The organism is Bacilli bacterium (genome assembly GCA_036381315.1).
Lineage (GTDB): Bacteria > Bacillota > Bacilli > Paenibacillales > KCTC-25726 > DASVDB01.
The window spans coordinates 1-15795 of sequence record DASVDB010000068.1 but is presented as its reverse complement, the minus strand read 5'-3'; the positions used below and the strand labels follow the sequence as shown (position 1 = coordinate 15795).

Genomic DNA, 15795 nt, shown 5'->3' with positions numbered 1-15795 from the left:
TGTGCGCCAGCTTGATCATGTACATAACGCCAACCGTTACTTCCCGTTCAAACGGCTCGCCGGTGCGCCCGTCGAACAGCAGCGTTTTGCCGTCGCGCTGCATGCCCGCTTCTTCCATCGTGTCAAACACATCATTTTCCCTGGCGCCGTCAAATACCGGCGTTGCCGTATGGATGCCCAGCAGCTTTGCCGCCATTCCGAGGTGGACTTCCAGCACCTGGCCGATGTTCATGCGCGACGGCACGCCCAGCGGATTCAGCACGACTTGCACCGGCGTGCCATCCGGCAAGAACGGCATATCTTCTTCCGGCAGGATGCGGGCGATGACCCCTTTGTTTCCATGGCGTCCGGCCATTTTGTCGCCTTCAGAAATTTTCCGCTTTTGCGCAATGTAAACTCTGACCAGTTGGTTTACGCCGGGCGGCAACTCGTCGCCGTTTTCCCGGGTAAATACTTTTACATCCACTACAATCCCGTCCGTACCATGCGGCACGCGCAATGAAGTGTCGCGAACTTCGCGGGCTTTCTCGCCGAAGATCGCATGCAACAACCGTTCTTCCGCCGTCAGCTCGGTAACGCCTTTGGGCGTCACTTTGCCGACCAGAATGTCGCCGGCGCCGATTTCCGCACCGACGCGGATAATGCCCCGTTCATCCAGATTTTTCAGCGCTTCCTCGCCGACATTGGGAATGTCGCGCGTAATTTCTTCCGGTCCCAGTTTCGTGTCGCGCGCTTCCGATTCGTATTCTTCGATGTGAATGGAAGTGAACACATCATCCTTGACCAATTTTTCGCTTAACAGAATCGCATCTTCGTAGTTATATCCTTCCCAGGTCATAAAGGCGACCACCACGTTGCGGCCCAACGCCAATTCGCCCTGTTCGGTCGACGGGCCGTCGGCAAGTATCTCTCCCGCTTTGATCACGTCGCCCTTGCGGACAATTGGCCGCTGATTGATGCAAGTTCCCTGGTTGGAGCGCATAAATTTATGCAATTTGTATTTGACAAGATCGCCTTTTACTTGTTTTCCGTCAACTTCGCCGGTACGACGCACCCAGATTTCGTTGGCGGTTACGCGCTCGACAATCCCGTCAGTCTTGGAAACAACGCAAACGCCGGAATCTTTGGCCGACTTGTGTTCCATTCCCGTTCCGACAAGGGGCGCTTTCGGAACCAGAAGCGGCACCGCTTGCCGCTGCATGTTTGAGCCCATCAGCGCGCGGTTCGAATCGTCGTTTTCCAGGAACGGTATGAGCGCTGTCGCAACGGAAACAACCTGTTTCGGCGACACATCCATATAGTCGACCCGCTCTTTCGGCACGGTCAAAATTTCTTCTTTGTACCGCGCAATTACCGTATCCGTCGCAAAACTCCCATCCTCGTTCAAAACCGCGTTTGCCTGGGCGATGACATAATTGTCTTCTTCGTCGGCGGTTACATAAACGATTTCGTCGGTCACGATGCCCGTCTTCGGGTCCACCCGGCGATACGGTGTCTCAATAAAGCCGTATTCGTTAATCCGCGCGAACGTCGACAGCGAGTTGATCAATCCGATGTTCGGACCTTCCGGCGTTTCGATCGGGCACATGCGGCCATAGTGCGAGTGGTGCACGTCGCGCACTTCAAAACCCGCTCTTTCGCGCGTCAAACCGCCGGGACCGAGCGCGGACAAACGGCGTTTGTGCGTCAGTTCGGCGAGCGGGTTCGTCTGGTCCATGAATTGCGACAACTGCGAACTGCCGAAAAACTCTTTGATTGAAGCAATTACCGGACGAATATTGATCAACGCCTGCGGCGTGATGACATTGGCGTCCTGGATTGACATCCGCTCACGCACTACGCGCTCCATGCGGGAGAGCCCGATGCGAAATTGATTCTGCAGCAGTTCTCCGACGGATCGCAGGCGGCGATTGCCCAGATGGTCGATATCGTCGGTGCTGCCGACGCCATGCAGCAGGTTGATAAAATAGCTGATCGCCGAAATGATATCGGCGGGCGTAATATGTTTCACCTGTTTGTCGATGTTGCCGTTGGCGATCACGGTTAATACTTTGCCGTCCTCGATCGGCGAGAACACATTGATTTTTTGCAACAGAATCGTTTGTTCATCCACCACGCCGTTCGTCACGCGATATTCCCGAAAGCCCACCGACTTGATTAAATGGGGCATGATTTCGTCAAGCATGCGGCGATCAACCACTTGCCCGGCTTCCGCGATAATTTCGCCCGTTTCCGTGTCCACCAGCGTCTCCGCCAGCCGTTGATTGAACAAGCGGTTTTTGATATGCAACTTTTTATTGATTTTGTAACGTCCGACATTGGCAAGATCGTAACGCTTCGGATCAAAAAACCGCGCTACAAGCAGACTTTTCGCATTTTCCAAAGTAGGCGGTTCGCCCGGACGAAGGCGTTCATAAATCTCGATCAGCGCTTTTTCCGTAGAGTCGGTGTTGTCTTTTTCCAATGTATTGCGCAAAAACTCGTCATCGCCCAAAAGGCCGATGATTTCGTCATCCGTACCAAAGCCCAGCGCTCGCAACAATACGGTAACAGGGATTTTCCGCGTGCGGTCGATTCTGACATAGATGATATCCTTCGCATCCGTTTCCAGTTCCAGCCAAGCCCCACGGTTCGGAATTACAGTCGCGGTATAGGTGCTTTTTCCGTTTTTGTCCACTTTTGTGCTGAAATAGACGCTTGGAGAACGAACAAGCTGGCTGACGATTACGCGTTCCGCTCCGTTAATGATGAATGTTCCCGTTTCCGTCATCAGCGGGAAATCACCCATGAAAACTTCCTGCTCCTTGACTTCTCCGGTTTCCTTGTTGATCAAGCGCACTTTTACGCGCAAAGGAGCAGCATAAGTCACATCGCGTTCCTTCGATTCGTCGACGGAATATTTCGGCTCGCCCAGGCTGTAATCAATAAACTCCAAAACCAGGTTGCCGGTAAAATCCTGAATCGGCGAAATATCCTGGAACATTTCCCGCAAGCCTTCCTCCAAAAACCACTCGTACGATTTTTGCTGGATTTCGATCAGATTGGGGATTTCCAGGACTTCCTTGATCCGCGCGTAACTTCTGCGAACGCGCCGCCCGTACTTTACTTCGTGTCCCAACAACTACATTCACCCCTCGTGTCAACTGTGACTAAAACTTTAACAATACAAAAAGAAACGCCTCACTTTAAGCATCGATGAACAATCTCGACAGCTTTGCAGAAGGCATCGTGTTAAAAACGGATCACTCCTTGCCAGAAAGTACCTGCAGTTCGCCAAATCCCCATTGTTCCTTCCGGCATAATCCCTTAATATATATAAATAAATCCGGTTTTTACGCAGCCGCTTTTCGCAAAAAATGCGTCGGAACGGAAAAAGCGCACAAATATCGATTTATGCGTTTTCTCATATATTAAGTAGATTTGCCTTAAAATTTTAACATTATACTGCAAACATTAAAATTTTATTCGGGGGGAATTGCGAAAGACTGGGTCTTGACATTTTATTTTGATAAAGTAAAAATGTAAAGATACTGAGCCCATCTTAATACTGACATTTTGTTATAATATCACATTGAGAACCGTTAGTCAACAGAAGAATATGAAAGTCAGTTCAGTTTTGCTTGGTAAATGCGATACCCTTTATCCTTGGCGACTTCTTGCACAATCGGAAAAATCTGTTGCAATTTGGCCAACGCGGAAGGAGCGCCCTGCTTTTTCTGAATGACAATCCACAATTCTCCGCCGGGCATCAAGTGGTCAATCGCCTCGACAAAGATCCCGTGCACCACTTTCTTCCCCGCCCTGATGGGCGGATTGCTGAGAATATGCGTGAATTTTTCTCCCCTGACGGCTTCGTACCGGTTGCTTTGCTTGACCGTTACATTCGTGATTCCGTTCATTTTCGCATTTTCCTGAGCCAATTCGACTGCCCGTTCATTGATGTCGAGCATGACGACAGTCCCGCTTCTGGCTTCGGACGCCGCCGCAAGCCCGATCGGCCCGTATCCGCAACCGATATCGAGCACACGCGCATCCGCCGGAATCCGCATCGTTTCGATCAGCAGTCTGCTTCCATAATCCACCCCCTGTTTCGCAAAAACTCCCGCATCCGTTGCAAATACATATTTTTTCCCGCGCAGCGTGGCGGCAAACTTTGCCGGTTTATGGCCGACAGCCGGATTTGCCGTAAAATAGTGTTCGGTCATGCGCATCCTCCGTAAATTAAGAAACCCTCGAATCGCATGTCAGGTTCAAGGGTTTCCGGATAAATCCGCATCTTGCATGGATTATTTTACTTCTACTTGAGCGCCTGCTTCTTCCAACTTCGCTTTGATTGCGTCGGCGTCTTCCTTGGAAACTTTCTCTTTGATCGGCTTCGGCGCATTGTCAACCAGATCTTTTGCTTCTTTCAGGCCAAGGCCGGTAATTTCGCGAACGGCTTTAATGACGTTGATCTTGGAAGCGCCGGCATTGACGAGAACGACGTCAAATTCCGTTTGTTCCGCCGCTTCCGCGCCGCCTGCGGCAGCTCCGCCAGCCACAACCGCTACCGGCGCCGCGGCCGTTACGCCGAATTCTTCTTCAATTGCTTTCACCAAGTCGTTCAATTCCAGAACAGACATGGATTTGATCGCTTCTATAATTTGCTCCTTGCTCATGTTTTTAACCTCCATAAAAATTTATTTTTATTTGCTCGATTTTAGCCAGCCGCATTATGCGCTTTGCGCGCCGTTGTCCTTTTGGTCGGCCACCGCTTTGACGGCAAGCGCGAAGTTGCGCACGGGCGCTTGCAATACGCTAAGCAGCATCGACAACAACCCTTCCCGCGACGGCAATTCGGCTAAAGCTTTGATCTGCTCGACGCCCACCACTTTGCCTTCAACCACTCCGCCCTTCACTTCAAGGTTTTCGTGTTTCTTGGCAAAATCGACGACAATTTTGGCCGGCGCCACCGGATCGTTCTGGCTGAACGCAATCGCCGTAGGACCGGATATATGCGCATCCAGCTCGCTTAAATTCGCATTGGCGGTAGCCAATTTGAGCAGCGTATTCTTAACCACCTTGTAATCAACACCCGCTTCACGAAACTGCTTGCGCAACTCCGTGATCTCGGCCACGTTCAATCCGCGGTAGTCCGTCACTATCGCGCATGTGCTTTGCGACAGTTTGTTGGCCACTTCAGCGACAATTTGTTCTTTTTCCTGACGCACACTGGAATTGCCCAACTCTTACACCTCCTGTTTCAATCCTTACTTGGCGCAACGAAGCTCCGATAGTCCGGTGCATATGAAAAGAGCCTTCGCAGATCGCGAAGGCTGGATTTGGACGCGGCTTATCAAGCGCGTCATGTATCGCAACACCTCGGCAGGATATTAAGTCACTGCGGACACCTGCTGTCTACGGCACGTTCGTTCGCTATTCAGTTTTTCCCGCAAGCACTTCCCAGATTAGCATGCCTGCCCGCTGTTGTCAATTCACGCTTCGCTAAAGCGGATATGCTTATCGGAAGGAAGCGGCGTTGATTCTTACGCTCGGTCCCATTGTGGAGGAAACGGCGATATTTTTCAAATATACGCCTTTGGCTGCAGCCGGCTTTGCCCGATTCAGCGCATCGATGAGCGTCCGGAAATTCTCCACTAGTTTGGCGGCATCGAAAGACACTTTGCCGATCGGAGCGTGAATCTGTCCGGCTTTATCAAGCCTGAACTCGATTTTACCGGCTTTGATTTCCGCAACCGCCTTCGCCACATCGAATGTAACGGTGCCGGATTTCGGGTTCGGCATCAAGCCTTTGCCCCCGAGAATGCGTCCAAGTTTACCAACTTCCGCCATCATGTCGGGAGTTGCCACGCACACATCGAATTCCAGCCATCCCTGCTGGATTTTGTTGATCATATCCTGGTCGCCGACAAAATCGGCGCCGGCGCTTTCCGCTTCTTTAGCTTTGTCGCCTTTGGCGAAAACCAATACCCGTTTCGTCTTGCCCGTGCCGTGCGGCAATACGACGACGCCGCGCACAGCCTGATCTTGCTTTTTCGGATCAACGCCAAGACGAACGGCAACTTCAACGGTCTCATCGAATTTGGCCGCCGCCATTTTTTTCACAAGCGCAATCGCTTCATCCGCCTCATAGCTGGCATTGCGATCGACGAGCTTTTCAGCTTCCGCATATTTTTTCCCATGCTTTGCCATTCGTTTTTACCTCCTTATGTGGTTTTAACGGATAATCCTCCCACTTGCATCACCAAAAACGTTAGTCTTCAATGGTGATGCCCATGCTGCGGGCTGTACCTTCCACCATCCGCATTGCCGCTTCAACGGAAGCCGCATTCAAATCCGGCATTTTCTGTTCCGCGATTTCGCGAACTTTGGCCCGTTTCACAACCGCGACCTTTTTCCTGTTCGGCTCACCGGAGCCTTTTTCGATACCGGCGGCAACACGCAACAGGACTGCAGCCGGAGGCGTTTTCGTTACAAAAGTGAAGGATCGGTCTTCAAATACCGAAATCTCAACCGGAATAATCAATCCGGCCTGATCCGCAGTGCGCGCGTTAAATTCTTTGCAAAACGCCATGATATTAACGCCAGCCTGACCAAGCGCGGGACCGACCGGCGGCGCGGGATTGGCTTTGCCTGCGGGAATTTGCAGTTTTACCAGTTTGACGACTTTTTTTGCCATGCGAGACACCTCCTTGCCCATAATGTGGTATAAACGGGAATAACCCTCCCACGAAACGAAAGCCCGCCGAACAGCGGGTCTTCATGAAACCCTGTGCCGCACGGCTTCAACCCGATTGCGGCGGTTATATTTTTTCCACCTGAGTAAAATCAAGCTCAAGCGGGGTTTCTCGGCCAAACATGTTGACATGCACTTTGATCTTGCTTTTTTCCGCTGAAATCTCCTCGATTGAGCCGACGAAATTGGCAAACGGGCCAACTTTGACGCGAACGGACTCCTTCAATTCAAAATCAATTTTCGGTTTCGGCTCTTCCATGCCCATATGCCTGAGAATGGCATCCGCTTCTTCAGGCAACAAAGGCGTCGGTTTGGAGCCGGACCCGGTTGAGCCGACAAAGCCGGTAACTCCCGGCGTATTCCGGACCACATACCATGAATCGTCTGTCTGAATCATTTCGACCATGACGTAACCCGGATATACTTTGCGCATGACGGATTTCTTCTTCCCGTCCTTGTTGATGATTTCTTCCTCCATCGGCACAAGCACCCGGAATATTTTATCCTGCATGCCCATCGACTCTACGCGTTTTTCGAGGTTGGCCTTCACTTTGTTTTCATACCCGGAATAAGTATGCACAACGTACCATCTTTTTTCCATTTAGGTCACCTTTGGTTCCGTCAACTAAACAACCAGCGAAGGATCGAGGAAAAACCGAGATCGAGCAACGCAAAGTATACGGTTATGAAAATAACTGTCAGCACGACCACAATGGTGTAACTAATCAATTCCTTGCGATTGGGCCAACGGACTTTTTTCAGTTCGCTCCAACTGTCGACGAAAAACGATATCGTGCTGTTGAAGCTTCTTTTTACGCCGGTTAAAAAAGCCATCAACGACACCCCCAATCTATCTTGTTTCCCGATGAAGTTTGTGGCCGTTGCACCACTTGCAATATTTCTTCATCTCAATGCGGTCGGGGTTGTTTCGCTTGTTCTTGTTGGTTGTGTAATTTCTTTGTTTGCAATCCGTGCAAGCTAACGTAATGATTACCCGCATAACTGACACCTCCCGCCATACCTGTGGATCGGTTATAAGCAATTGTCTGTGCAAATGAAAAAAGTCCCTTGTTAGGGCTACCTCACATACTTTATCACAGTGCATAAAGCGAGTCAAGAAATACATGTTGACACATATCAGGCGATGCGGATCGGCAAGTTCAGAAGATCAGATCGCGCACTTCCAGATAGCGTTCCAGCTTCCGTTTGACACGCTGCAGGGCGTTATCGATCGATTTCACATGCCTGTCCAGGTCGACGGCAATCTCCTGATACGATCTGCCGTCCAGATACAGCATCAGCACTTTACGCTCCAAATCGCTCAAAATTTCTCCCATTTTGTCTTCCAATCCGGAAAACTCCTCTTTATTAATCATCATTTCTTCCGGGTCGGAAACTCGGGAACCGCAAATCACATCCAGCAGCGTACGGTCCGAGTCTTCGTCATAAATGGGCTTGTCCAGCGAAACATAGGAGTTGAGAGGAATATGTTTTTGCCTTGTGGCCGTTTTGATCGCGGTAATAATTTGGCGGGTGATGCATAACTCGGCAAAGGCTTTGAAGGAAGCCAGCTTGTCGCCGCGGAAGTCGCGTATTGATTTATAGAGTCCGATCATGCCTTCCTGAATAATATCCTCGCGGTCGGCGCCGATCAGGAAATAGGAGCGCGCTTTGGCGCGAACAAAATTCCTGTATTTATTGATCAGGTACTCCAATGCCTCGCTGTTTCCGAAACGGACATCTTCGACAACGTCTTCATCTGTTTTGAGGTCATATACGCACATAACCGCATCAGTAGAATCGACACTCACGCAATATCCCTCCGGCCTGCAAAACTGTCCAAATATATACAAACTCAGGATAAGTATACATGAAGTGTCTTAAAACCGTCAACCGATTTTTCCCTTATCCGGCCTGTAGTTTCAGGTTTTTTCCAATATTTTCAACCCGATTGCCGCTTTTGTTCGTCATTTGTCGCGGCGCCATTTTTCCATCATTTGCCGCATTTCTTCACTTAATTTGGCAGAAATCGGGTTTTTTCCGGCCTGTTTGGTCTCGCCCGTTTGCCGCTTGATTTCCCGGAAAACATCATCCACCAACAGTTTCAATTCCCGCGCCGACAGGCGAAGCGCGCCTTTGCCGAAAATAACATGCTGCTCCACCTGGTCGGAGGTGGCGACGCGTATCCGCACGTTGCGATTCTCCGCCAATTCGGCCACCAAACGCTCAATATATTCGTCTGCGGTTTCCTTCTCTTTCGTATACATGATCTGCAGCCGATGCTGCCGGTAATATTTCCCCAACCCCGGCACCTGGTGGGCGTCAAACACAAGAATGACGCGAAAGCCTGTAATCCCCTGGAACTCGGCCAAAATATCGATCAGACGGTCCCGCGCATCTTCCAGCCGGACGTCTTTCAACCGTTCCAGTTCCGGCCAGGCTCCGATGATATTGTAGCCGTCGACAATCAATACTTCATTCATATCCGCTGCGCTCGTTACGTCCGCGCCATGCGCTGGCGCACGACTTCAAACATGAGAATGCCGGCGGCCATGGAGGCGTTTAATGAATTGATTTGTCCCAACATCGGCAATGTGACGAGAAAATCGCATTTTTCTTTGACCAGCCTGCCCAATCCGCGGTGTTCGTTGCCGATCAAAATGGCGAGCGGAACCGTAAAGTCCGCGTCGTACAACGTCTGCCCGCCCGCCGCGGCGGCGCCGGCGATCCAAAGCCCGCGTTCCTTCAACCGGTCAATCGTCTGCGCCAGATTGCCCGCCCGCGCCACCGGAACATGCTCCACGGCTCCCGCCGAAATTTTTGCCACGGCTGGCGTCAAGCCGACCGCGCGGCGCTTCGGGATCACGACCCCATGCATGCCGGCGCATTCGGCCGTGCGCAAAATCGAGCCCAAGTTATGCGGATCTTCCAATTCGTCAAGCAACAAAATCGCCGGCGGCCGGCCGCTTTGAGCGGCTTTCGCCAGAAGTTCATCCAGTTCCGCGTACCGATAAGCGGCAACCTGGGCGATCACTCCCTGATTGCGAACGTCTCCGGATATCTGGTCGAGCTTTTTCCGCTCTGCGCTCTGCACCACAATGCCCAACCGTTTCGCTTCGGCGATGATCGGCTGCATCTGCTTTCCGCGCGTTTGTTCGGCAATCCAGATTTTATGAATCGTCCTGCCTGCGCGCAACGCTTCCAACACCGGATTAATTCCGGCAATCCATTCTTCATCCATGCAAACGGATACCTCCCGCCACCGTAAACGTTATTGTCCCGCTCCGCACACGGCAATATCCAGCAGTTCCCGCAAGCGCTCATGCTGCCCTTTGGCAAACAAGTATCCCACCAAGCATTCAAACGCCGTGCTGCGGCGGTAATCGATGATTCTGGCGTGTTTGGGGGCGGTGCCCGACTTGGTGTTTCGCCCTTTTTTGACCATCTCCAACTCCGTCTCGGTCAAATGCGGCAAAACGAGCTCCAGCGCTTGCGACTGCGCCACAGCCGAAACATACCGGACAGACTGGCGATGCAAATGGTTGGGGCGCAAATTGCTCCCGGACGCGACCAGTTGCCGGATAAACAATTCGTATACGGCGTCGCCGATATAGGCAAGGACGAGCGGGTGCAGCTCTTCCGGTTTTTTGGCCAATGCCCGGGAAAATACCGCATCGCTCATTACGATTTCCTCCGCCAGCGCGTGCCTTGCGGCGTATCTTCCAAAATGACGCCGATCGTAAGCAACTGATCGCGAATTTCGTCGGAGCGGGCGAAATTTTTCGCCTTTCTCGCCGCGGCGCGCTCCTTTATCAAGCGCTCGATTTCCTCGTCAAGTCCGGCATCGTTTTGATGCGGCAAAATGCCCAGCACCGCGTCCATTTGCCGGAAACTTTCGTCGGCATGGCGCAGCGCGGTCGCGGATACATCGTCTTGTTGCAAGTATTGGTTTGTTTCCGCCACCAGGTCAAACAGCGCCGTGATCGCGTCAGGCGTATTGAAATCGTCCTGCATTTTTTCATGAAATTGCGCCATGATCGCGTCTACCCGCTTGCGAAATGCGCCGTCTGCAGGCGCGGCGGATTGCGCTTGCGCCGCATCCGCCAACCCGTCGAGCCGATAGCGCAAATTCGTGAGACAGTTGCCGATGCGCGCCACGCTTTGCTCCGCCTGCCGCATCACTTCATCGCTGAAATTCAACGGGCTGCGATAATGCGCGGAAAGCACAAAATAACGCAAAGCCTGCGTAGTGTACAAGGCGCGCAGCGCCTTTACGTCGATACCGTTTTTCAACGATTTGGACATTTTTTCATTATTAATATTGATATAGCCGTTATGCATCCAGTATTTCACGAACGTTTGCCCGCTTAACGCCTCGGATTGCGCCAACTCGCACTCATGATGCGGAAACTGCAAATCCTGCCCGCCGCCGTGAATATCGATCGTTTCCCCCAAATATTTCCTGGCCATGGCGGAACATTCGATATGCCAACCCGGGCGGCCTTCCCCCCATGGGCTGTCCCACTTGATTTCTCCCGGCTTCGCTTTTTTCCATAAAACAAAATCCCGGGGGTCGTCCTTCTTTTCGTCCACTTCGATGCGGATGCCAAGCTGCAGTTCGTCCAAATCCTGATGCGATAGCCGGCCGTACGCCGGAAACTTCGCCGTGCGAAAAAAAACATCGCCCTCTTTGCCATAAGCGAAACCTTTATCGACAAGGCCTTGGACAAACGCGACGATTTCCGGGATGTTTTCCGTTACGCGCGGATGCACGGTTGCCTTCGCTACGCCAAGCCCTTGCGCGTCTTCATAAAACGCGGCGATAAATTTGTCCGCCAATTCCCCAACCGATAAGCCCGTCTCCTCCGCTTTGCGGATCAACTTGTCGTCGACATCGGTAAAATTGACAACGAAATGGACATCATACCCGATCGCCTGCAAATATTTCCGCACGACGTCGAATACGATCAACGGGCGCGCATTGCCGATATGCATGTAGTTGTACACGGTCGGCCCGCAAACGTACATTTTCACCTTGCCCGGTTCAAGCGGGACAAATTTTTCTTTCTTACGCGTAAGCGTGTTGTAAATACTAAGCGTCATGCGCAGATGAACCTCCGTTTTTCAGCTTTTCCAATTCCGCCCGCAATTCGTCGATCTGTTCCTGCAGTTGCCGGCAAATATCGGTTACGGGATCCGGCAGTTGTCCGTGCTCCAGCCGATCCACCCGCATGCCGTTGCGGCTTACCGTTTTCCCCGGGATGCCGACCACGGTGGAATTCGGCGGCACTTCCCGCAACACGACCGCATTCGCCCCGATAAAAGAATTGTCTCCGACTTTATACGAGCCTAGCAGTTTCGCCCCGGAGCCAATGACGACGCGATTGCCGATGGTCGGATGACGTTTGCCTTTTTCTTTTCCGGTACCGCCCAAAGTGGCGCCTTGATAGATGACGACATCGTCGCCGATTTCGCATGTTTCCCCGATTACGACGCCCATCCCGTGGTCAATAAACAGCCTGTTGCCGATTTTGGCGCCCGGGTGAATTTCGATCCCCGTGAAAAATCTGGCCGTTTGCGAGATGATCCGGGCGATCAAAAACAGCCGTTTGCGGTAAAACCAGTGGGCGATCCGATGGCTCCATACCGCATGCAGCCCCGCATAGGTGAACAACACTTCAAACACCGTGCGCGCCGCCGGGTCGTTGGCGAATACCGCCTCGATATCCGATTTCATTACACGTATCCATTTAAACATCGTGCCGCCTCCGCTCCCCCATCGCGAATCAAAAGAAAACGCCTCCGCAGCTTCTTGCTGCAGAGACGTGTTTTCAACGCGGTTCCACTCTGCTTAGGTTTGCCGTTACATTTGCCGTTAAAACCGGACGCAAACCTCGCTTTGCCGGCTCTTAACGCGAGCCCGTTCGTTGCAGCCTGCCCCGCCCAAATATGGCGATAAGTCGGCCGCACAGCTCGCAGGCGCATTTCCGAGTAAGCGGGAATGGGCAACTTCCAGCCGCAGGTTGTCCACATGCGGTTGCCCTCTCTGCAAAACCCGTACTTACCGTACTTTCCTGGTCATTGCTTTTCATCAATTTCACTATTAGTATAACGAATTCGCCGTATCCTGACAATATCGCGAATCAACCTGTCAGCCGCCTTGCAGCGCAGCTTGCAATCTGCGCATGACGCGCTCTTTGCCGAGCAAGCGGATCGTTTCGTTCAAATCGCGCCCGTGCGTTTGTCCGGTAACCGCCGCGCGCACGGACATAAACAATTGCTTGCCCTTGTAGCCGGTCTCCCGTTGCACGTTTTTCAACAATCCTTTTACCTGCTCCGCATCCAAACTCGCCGCGGTTTCCACTTGTTTCAGAAAACTTTCCACTACCGCCGGCGCATGTTCTTCGGCCAGCACGGCCTTCGCTTCCGCTTCCATTTCGGGATTTTCCACGAAAAAGGTTCGCGCCGCCTGCACAATATCCGCCGCGCAGTTCAGCTGTTCCTGGTACAAGCCGACAATATCCTTGATCCGCTCGCGCTCATGGGCAGTAATCGTTTCTCCGATATAGCCCGCTTTGCGCAAATGCGGCAGCGTTAGCGCGGCAATCCGTTCCACGTCGGCTTTCCGGATATATTGGTTGCTCATCCAGTTCAGCTTGTCCGTGTCAAAGACCGCCGGACTTTTGGAGAATCGCGAAATGTCAAATTGCGCAATCAGTTCTTCCCGATTGAACAGTTCCGTTTCGCCGACGGGCGACCAGCCCAACAACGCGATAAAATTCAGCATTGCTTCCGGCAAGTAGCCCTGCTCCCGGTACTGTTCGATAAATTGCATAACGGATTCGTCGCGTTTGCTCATTTTCTTGCGATCCTGATTCAATATGAGCGAAAGATGGGCAAACTGCGGAATCGCAAAGCCGAGCGCCCGATAAAGCAAAATTTGCCGCGGCGTATTCGTCAGATGCTCTTCGCCGCGAATGACGAAGGTAATCCCCATCAGATGGTCATCCAGTACAACAGCGTAATTGTATGTGGGGATTCCGTCGGGCCTGACCAAAATAAAGTCGCCGATGCCGTTCGTATCGAATGCGACCGTTCCTCTGACCTTGTCCGCAAATTGGATCGTTTCATTTTCGGGCACGCGAAAGCGGATGGACGGGATACGCCCCTCCCGCTCGAGACGTTCCCGCTCGGCTGCGGTCAAATGACGGCATTTTCCCGAATACATCGGATTTAATCCTTGTGCTTCCTGCTCCTTGCGCTCCTTTTCCAGCTCTTCCGGCGTGCAATAGCAGTAATAGGCGTGCCCCGCGGCGAGCAGTTTTTCAGTAAAAGGGCGGTATAAATGCAAACGCTCCATCTGGCGATAGGGGCCGTACGGCCCGCCGATATCCACGCTTTCATCCCACTCAATGCCAAGCCACTTCAAACCGTCCAATTGGCTTTGCACACCGGTCTCCACATGCCGGGTCTGGTCGGTGTCTTCAAACCGGACGATAAATTGGCCCCCTTCATGTTTTGCCGTCAGGTAACAAAACAGCGCCGTTCTGGCGCCGCCAATATGCAAATGGCCCGTCGGGCTGGGCGCATAGCGCAAGCGCACCTTTTCTGTCATCTCCATCCTTCTCCCATTCCATGCGAAAATTTGCCGCGCAAACCTTACGGCTGCGCTTCGCGAATCAAACAAACGACAGCCTGGGCCGCTATTCCTTCTTTGCGACCGGTAAAACCAAGCGTTTCGGTTGTCGTCGCCTTTATATTGATTTGCAGCGGTTTTGCTTCCAACGCGTCCGCAATCCGATCTTCCATTTCCGGAATATACGGCGCCATTTTGGGCTGTTGCGCGATGATCGTCGCATCCAGATTTCCCAACCGGTAGCCTCTGTCTTTTGCCATCGACCAAACGTTGCGCAGCAACATCAAACTGCTGGCGTCTTTAAAGGTATTATCGGTATCGGGAAAATGCCTGCCGATATCGCCCAACCCCAGCGCGCCCAAAATCGCGTCGCATACGGCATGCAACAACACATCCGCGTCGGAATGGCCCAAGAGTCCTTCGTCATGCGGAATTTCGACACCGCCGATTATGCATTTCCGGCCGGCAGCCAAACGATGCACATCAAACCCCTGTCCCACACGGATCATTTTAAATCTCCCTTTCGTATTCTTTCAACAACATTCGCGCCAACTGGAGATCATCCGGAGTCGTCACCTTGAAATTGCGGTAGCTCCCTTCCACCATCCGCACGCTCCCGCCGTAATGCTCAAATATCGCCGCGTCGTCGGTTGCAGCCAACCGGTCTTGTCGCGCACGCTCATGGGCGGACATAAGCTCAAACAGGCGAAAGGCCTGGGGGGTTTGTGCCGCCCACAGGCTTCGCCTTTCCGGTGTTTTCGCGATCATTCCGTTATCGTTAACCTGTTTGATCGTGTCTTTGACAGGAACGCCGAGTACCGCCGCGCCGTGTATTCTGGCGGCCTGCCAGCAGCGAACGGCATCTTCCGCCGTCACAAACGGCCGCGCGGCATCATGCACCATCACCCATTCGACGGGGAACGCGGTTAACGCAACCAAGCCGTTGAATACGGAGTCCTGCCGTTCGTCTCCGCCGACGACAACCGCTTTGACCTTGTCCATGCCGTATTTGGCGACAAGGCCGCGGCAGCGATCCAGATCGGCAGCGGCAACCACCAAAACAATTGCATCCATTTCCCGCAATTGTTGAAATACGGTTAATGCGTGCATGAAGAGCGGCTTGTCGCCCAGCGGCAAAAATTGCTTGCTCGCTTTTGCGCCCATGCGGACGCCTTTGCCTGCAGCGACGATAACCGCGCCCAGCTTCCCCATTGAACTCCTCCGCCGGAAACGAACCCGTTTTTTTCTTATACTGATTTTCAGTATAATCGTTTCACAGCGCTTTTTCCAATAGTTTCGGCTTGGCAAAAATCATCCGCCCGGCGGACGTTTGCAGCACGCTGGTCACCAGCACTTCCAACGTGGCGCCGATAAAGTCGCGCCCGCCTTCAACGACGATCATCGTTCCGTCATCCAGATAAGC

Annotated in this window: 19 protein-coding genes and 1 other annotated feature; all 19 genes read right to left on the bottom strand. The window is 52.5% G+C overall.

Annotation, left to right across the window (positions count from 1 at the left end; translation table 11 throughout):
* Window positions 1–3121: DNA-directed RNA polymerase subunit beta (rpoB, locus tag VF260_05445; protein HEX7056626.1), on the bottom strand; the 3121-nt coding region annotated here is incomplete at its 3' end.
* A 484-nt stretch (window positions 3122–3605) separates the two neighbouring features.
* Window positions 3606–4205, bottom strand: a complete 600-nt coding sequence (locus VF260_05440; protein HEX7056625.1) for a class I SAM-dependent methyltransferase — start codon at window positions 4203–4205, stop codon at window positions 3606–3608.
* Window positions 4206–4286: 81 nt separating this feature from the next.
* Complete coding sequence (gene rplL / locus VF260_05435) at window positions 4287–4658, bottom strand: 50S ribosomal protein L7/L12 (protein HEX7056624.1); 372 nt, start codon at window positions 4656–4658, stop codon at window positions 4287–4289.
* 54 nt (window positions 4659–4712) lie between these two features.
* Complete coding sequence (gene rplJ / locus VF260_05430; GenBank protein HEX7056623.1) at window positions 4713–5225, bottom strand: 50S ribosomal protein L10; 513 nt, start codon at window positions 5223–5225, stop codon at window positions 4713–4715.
* A gap of 55 nt (window positions 5226–5280) precedes the next feature.
* Window positions 5281–5421, bottom strand: a sequence feature (ribosomal protein L10 leader region).
* 78 nt (window positions 5422–5499) lie between these two features.
* The gene (gene rplA / locus VF260_05425; GenBank protein ID HEX7056622.1) at window positions 5500–6192 is read right to left on the bottom strand and encodes a 50S ribosomal protein L1; all 693 of its coding nucleotides are present in this window, start codon (window positions 6190–6192) and stop codon (window positions 5500–5502) included.
* Window positions 6193–6253: 61 nt separating this feature from the next.
* Entirely contained in the window at window positions 6254–6679 is a 426-nt protein-coding gene (rplK, locus tag VF260_05420) for a 50S ribosomal protein L11 (protein HEX7056621.1), read from the bottom strand.
* 124 nt (window positions 6680–6803) lie between these two features.
* Entirely contained in the window at window positions 6804–7337 is a 534-nt protein-coding gene (gene nusG, locus VF260_05415) for a transcription termination/antitermination protein NusG (protein HEX7056620.1), read from the bottom strand.
* A 20-nt stretch (window positions 7338–7357) separates the two neighbouring features.
* Window positions 7358–7570 carry a preprotein translocase subunit SecE gene (gene secE / locus VF260_05410; protein HEX7056619.1) on the bottom strand — a complete coding sequence of 71 codons (213 nt, stop codon included), beginning with the start codon at window positions 7568–7570 and terminating at the stop codon, window positions 7358–7360.
* 16 nt (window positions 7571–7586) lie between these two features.
* Window positions 7587–7736 (bottom strand): 50S ribosomal protein L33, encoded by a 150-nt coding sequence (rpmG, locus tag VF260_05405; protein ID HEX7056618.1) that lies wholly within the window; start codon window positions 7734–7736, stop codon window positions 7587–7589.
* Window positions 7737–7896: 160 nt separating this feature from the next.
* Window positions 7897–8547: an RNA polymerase sporulation sigma factor SigH gene (gene sigH / locus VF260_05400; GenBank protein ID HEX7056617.1), complete on the bottom strand. Its 651-nt coding sequence runs from the start codon at window positions 8545–8547 to the stop codon at window positions 7897–7899.
* Window positions 8548–8703: 156 nt separating this feature from the next.
* On the bottom strand, window positions 8704–9219 hold the full coding sequence (locus tag VF260_05395) for an NYN domain-containing protein (protein ID HEX7056616.1): 516 nt from the start codon (window positions 9217–9219) through the stop codon (window positions 8704–8706).
* A 14-nt stretch (window positions 9220–9233) separates the two neighbouring features.
* Window positions 9234–9977 (bottom strand): 23S rRNA (guanosine(2251)-2'-O)-methyltransferase RlmB, encoded by a 744-nt coding sequence (gene rlmB, locus VF260_05390; protein ID HEX7056615.1) that lies wholly within the window; start codon window positions 9975–9977, stop codon window positions 9234–9236.
* A gap of 30 nt (window positions 9978–10007) precedes the next feature.
* Complete coding sequence (locus VF260_05385) at window positions 10008–10418, bottom strand: ribonuclease III domain-containing protein (GenBank protein HEX7056614.1); 411 nt, start codon at window positions 10416–10418, stop codon at window positions 10008–10010.
* A complete protein-coding gene (gene cysS / locus VF260_05380) occupies window positions 10418–11839 on the bottom strand; it encodes a cysteine--tRNA ligase (GenBank protein HEX7056613.1) in 1422 nt (473 codons plus the stop codon). Before cysS ends, VF260_05385 begins: the two co-directional genes overlap by 1 nt.
* Window positions 11829–12494 carry a serine O-acetyltransferase EpsC gene (gene epsC, locus VF260_05375; protein HEX7056612.1) on the bottom strand — a complete coding sequence of 222 codons (666 nt, stop codon included), beginning with the start codon at window positions 12492–12494 and terminating at the stop codon, window positions 11829–11831. The genes cysS and epsC overlap by 11 nt, the downstream gene beginning before the upstream one ends.
* Before the next feature lie 393 nt (window positions 12495–12887).
* A complete protein-coding gene (gene gltX / locus VF260_05370) occupies window positions 12888–14351 on the bottom strand; it encodes a glutamate--tRNA ligase (GenBank protein ID HEX7056611.1) in 1464 nt (487 codons plus the stop codon).
* Window positions 14352–14395: 44 nt separating this feature from the next.
* Entirely contained in the window at window positions 14396–14881 is a 486-nt protein-coding gene (gene ispF / locus VF260_05365) for a 2-C-methyl-D-erythritol 2,4-cyclodiphosphate synthase (protein ID HEX7056610.1), read from the bottom strand.
* Window position 14882: 1 nt separating this feature from the next.
* Entirely contained in the window at window positions 14883–15584 is a 702-nt protein-coding gene (ispD, locus tag VF260_05360; GenBank protein ID HEX7056609.1) for a 2-C-methyl-D-erythritol 4-phosphate cytidylyltransferase, read from the bottom strand.
* 61 nt (window positions 15585–15645) lie between these two features.
* Window positions 15646–15795, bottom strand: a 150-nt coding sequence (locus VF260_05355) for a twitching motility protein PilT (GenBank protein HEX7056608.1), incomplete at its 5' end; no start/stop codon positions are given.

What these genes read in the sequence shown, in the direction of transcription:
- VF260_05440 (HEX7056625.1), bottom strand. Translation starts at nt 4,205, where the DNA reads ATGACCGAACACTATTTTACGGCAAATCCGGCTGTCGGCCATAAACCG.
- rplL (HEX7056624.1), bottom strand. Translation starts at nt 4,658, where the DNA reads ATGAGCAAGGAGCAAATTATAGAAGCGATCAAATCCATGTCTGTTCTG.
- rplA (HEX7056622.1), bottom strand. Translation starts at nt 6,192, where the DNA reads ATGGCAAAGCATGGGAAAAAATATGCGGAAGCTGAAAAGCTCGTCGAT.
- rplK (HEX7056621.1), bottom strand. Translation starts at nt 6,679, where the DNA reads ATGGCAAAAAAAGTCGTCAAACTGGTAAAACTGCAAATTCCCGCAGGC.
- nusG (HEX7056620.1), bottom strand. Translation starts at nt 7,337, where the DNA reads ATGGAAAAAAGATGGTACGTTGTGCATACTTATTCCGGGTATGAAAAC.
- secE (HEX7056619.1), bottom strand. Translation starts at nt 7,570, where the DNA reads ATGGCTTTTTTAACCGGCGTAAAAAGAAGCTTCAACAGCACGATATCG.
- rpmG (HEX7056618.1), bottom strand. Translation starts at nt 7,736, where the DNA reads ATGCGGGTAATCATTACGTTAGCTTGCACGGATTGCAAACAAAGAAAT.
- VF260_05395 (HEX7056616.1), bottom strand. Translation starts at nt 9,219, where the DNA reads ATGAATGAAGTATTGATTGTCGACGGCTACAATATCATCGGAGCCTGG.
- rlmB (HEX7056615.1), bottom strand. Translation starts at nt 9,977, where the DNA reads ATGGATGAAGAATGGATTGCCGGAATTAATCCGGTGTTGGAAGCGTTG.
- VF260_05385 (HEX7056614.1), bottom strand. Translation starts at nt 10,418, where the DNA reads ATGAGCGATGCGGTATTTTCCCGGGCATTGGCCAAAAAACCGGAAGAG.
- cysS (HEX7056613.1), bottom strand. Translation starts at nt 11,839, where the DNA reads ATGACGCTTAGTATTTACAACACGCTTACGCGTAAGAAAGAAAAATTT.
- epsC (HEX7056612.1), bottom strand. Translation starts at nt 12,494, where the DNA reads ATGTTTAAATGGATACGTGTAATGAAATCGGATATCGAGGCGGTATTC.
- gltX (HEX7056611.1), bottom strand. Translation starts at nt 14,351, where the DNA reads ATGACAGAAAAGGTGCGCTTGCGCTATGCGCCCAGCCCGACGGGCCAT.
- ispF (HEX7056610.1), bottom strand. Translation starts at nt 14,881, where the DNA reads ATGATCCGTGTGGGACAGGGGTTTGATGTGCATCGTTTGGCTGCCGGC.
- ispD (HEX7056609.1), bottom strand. Translation starts at nt 15,584, where the DNA reads ATGGGGAAGCTGGGCGCGGTTATCGTCGCTGCAGGCAAAGGCGTCCGC.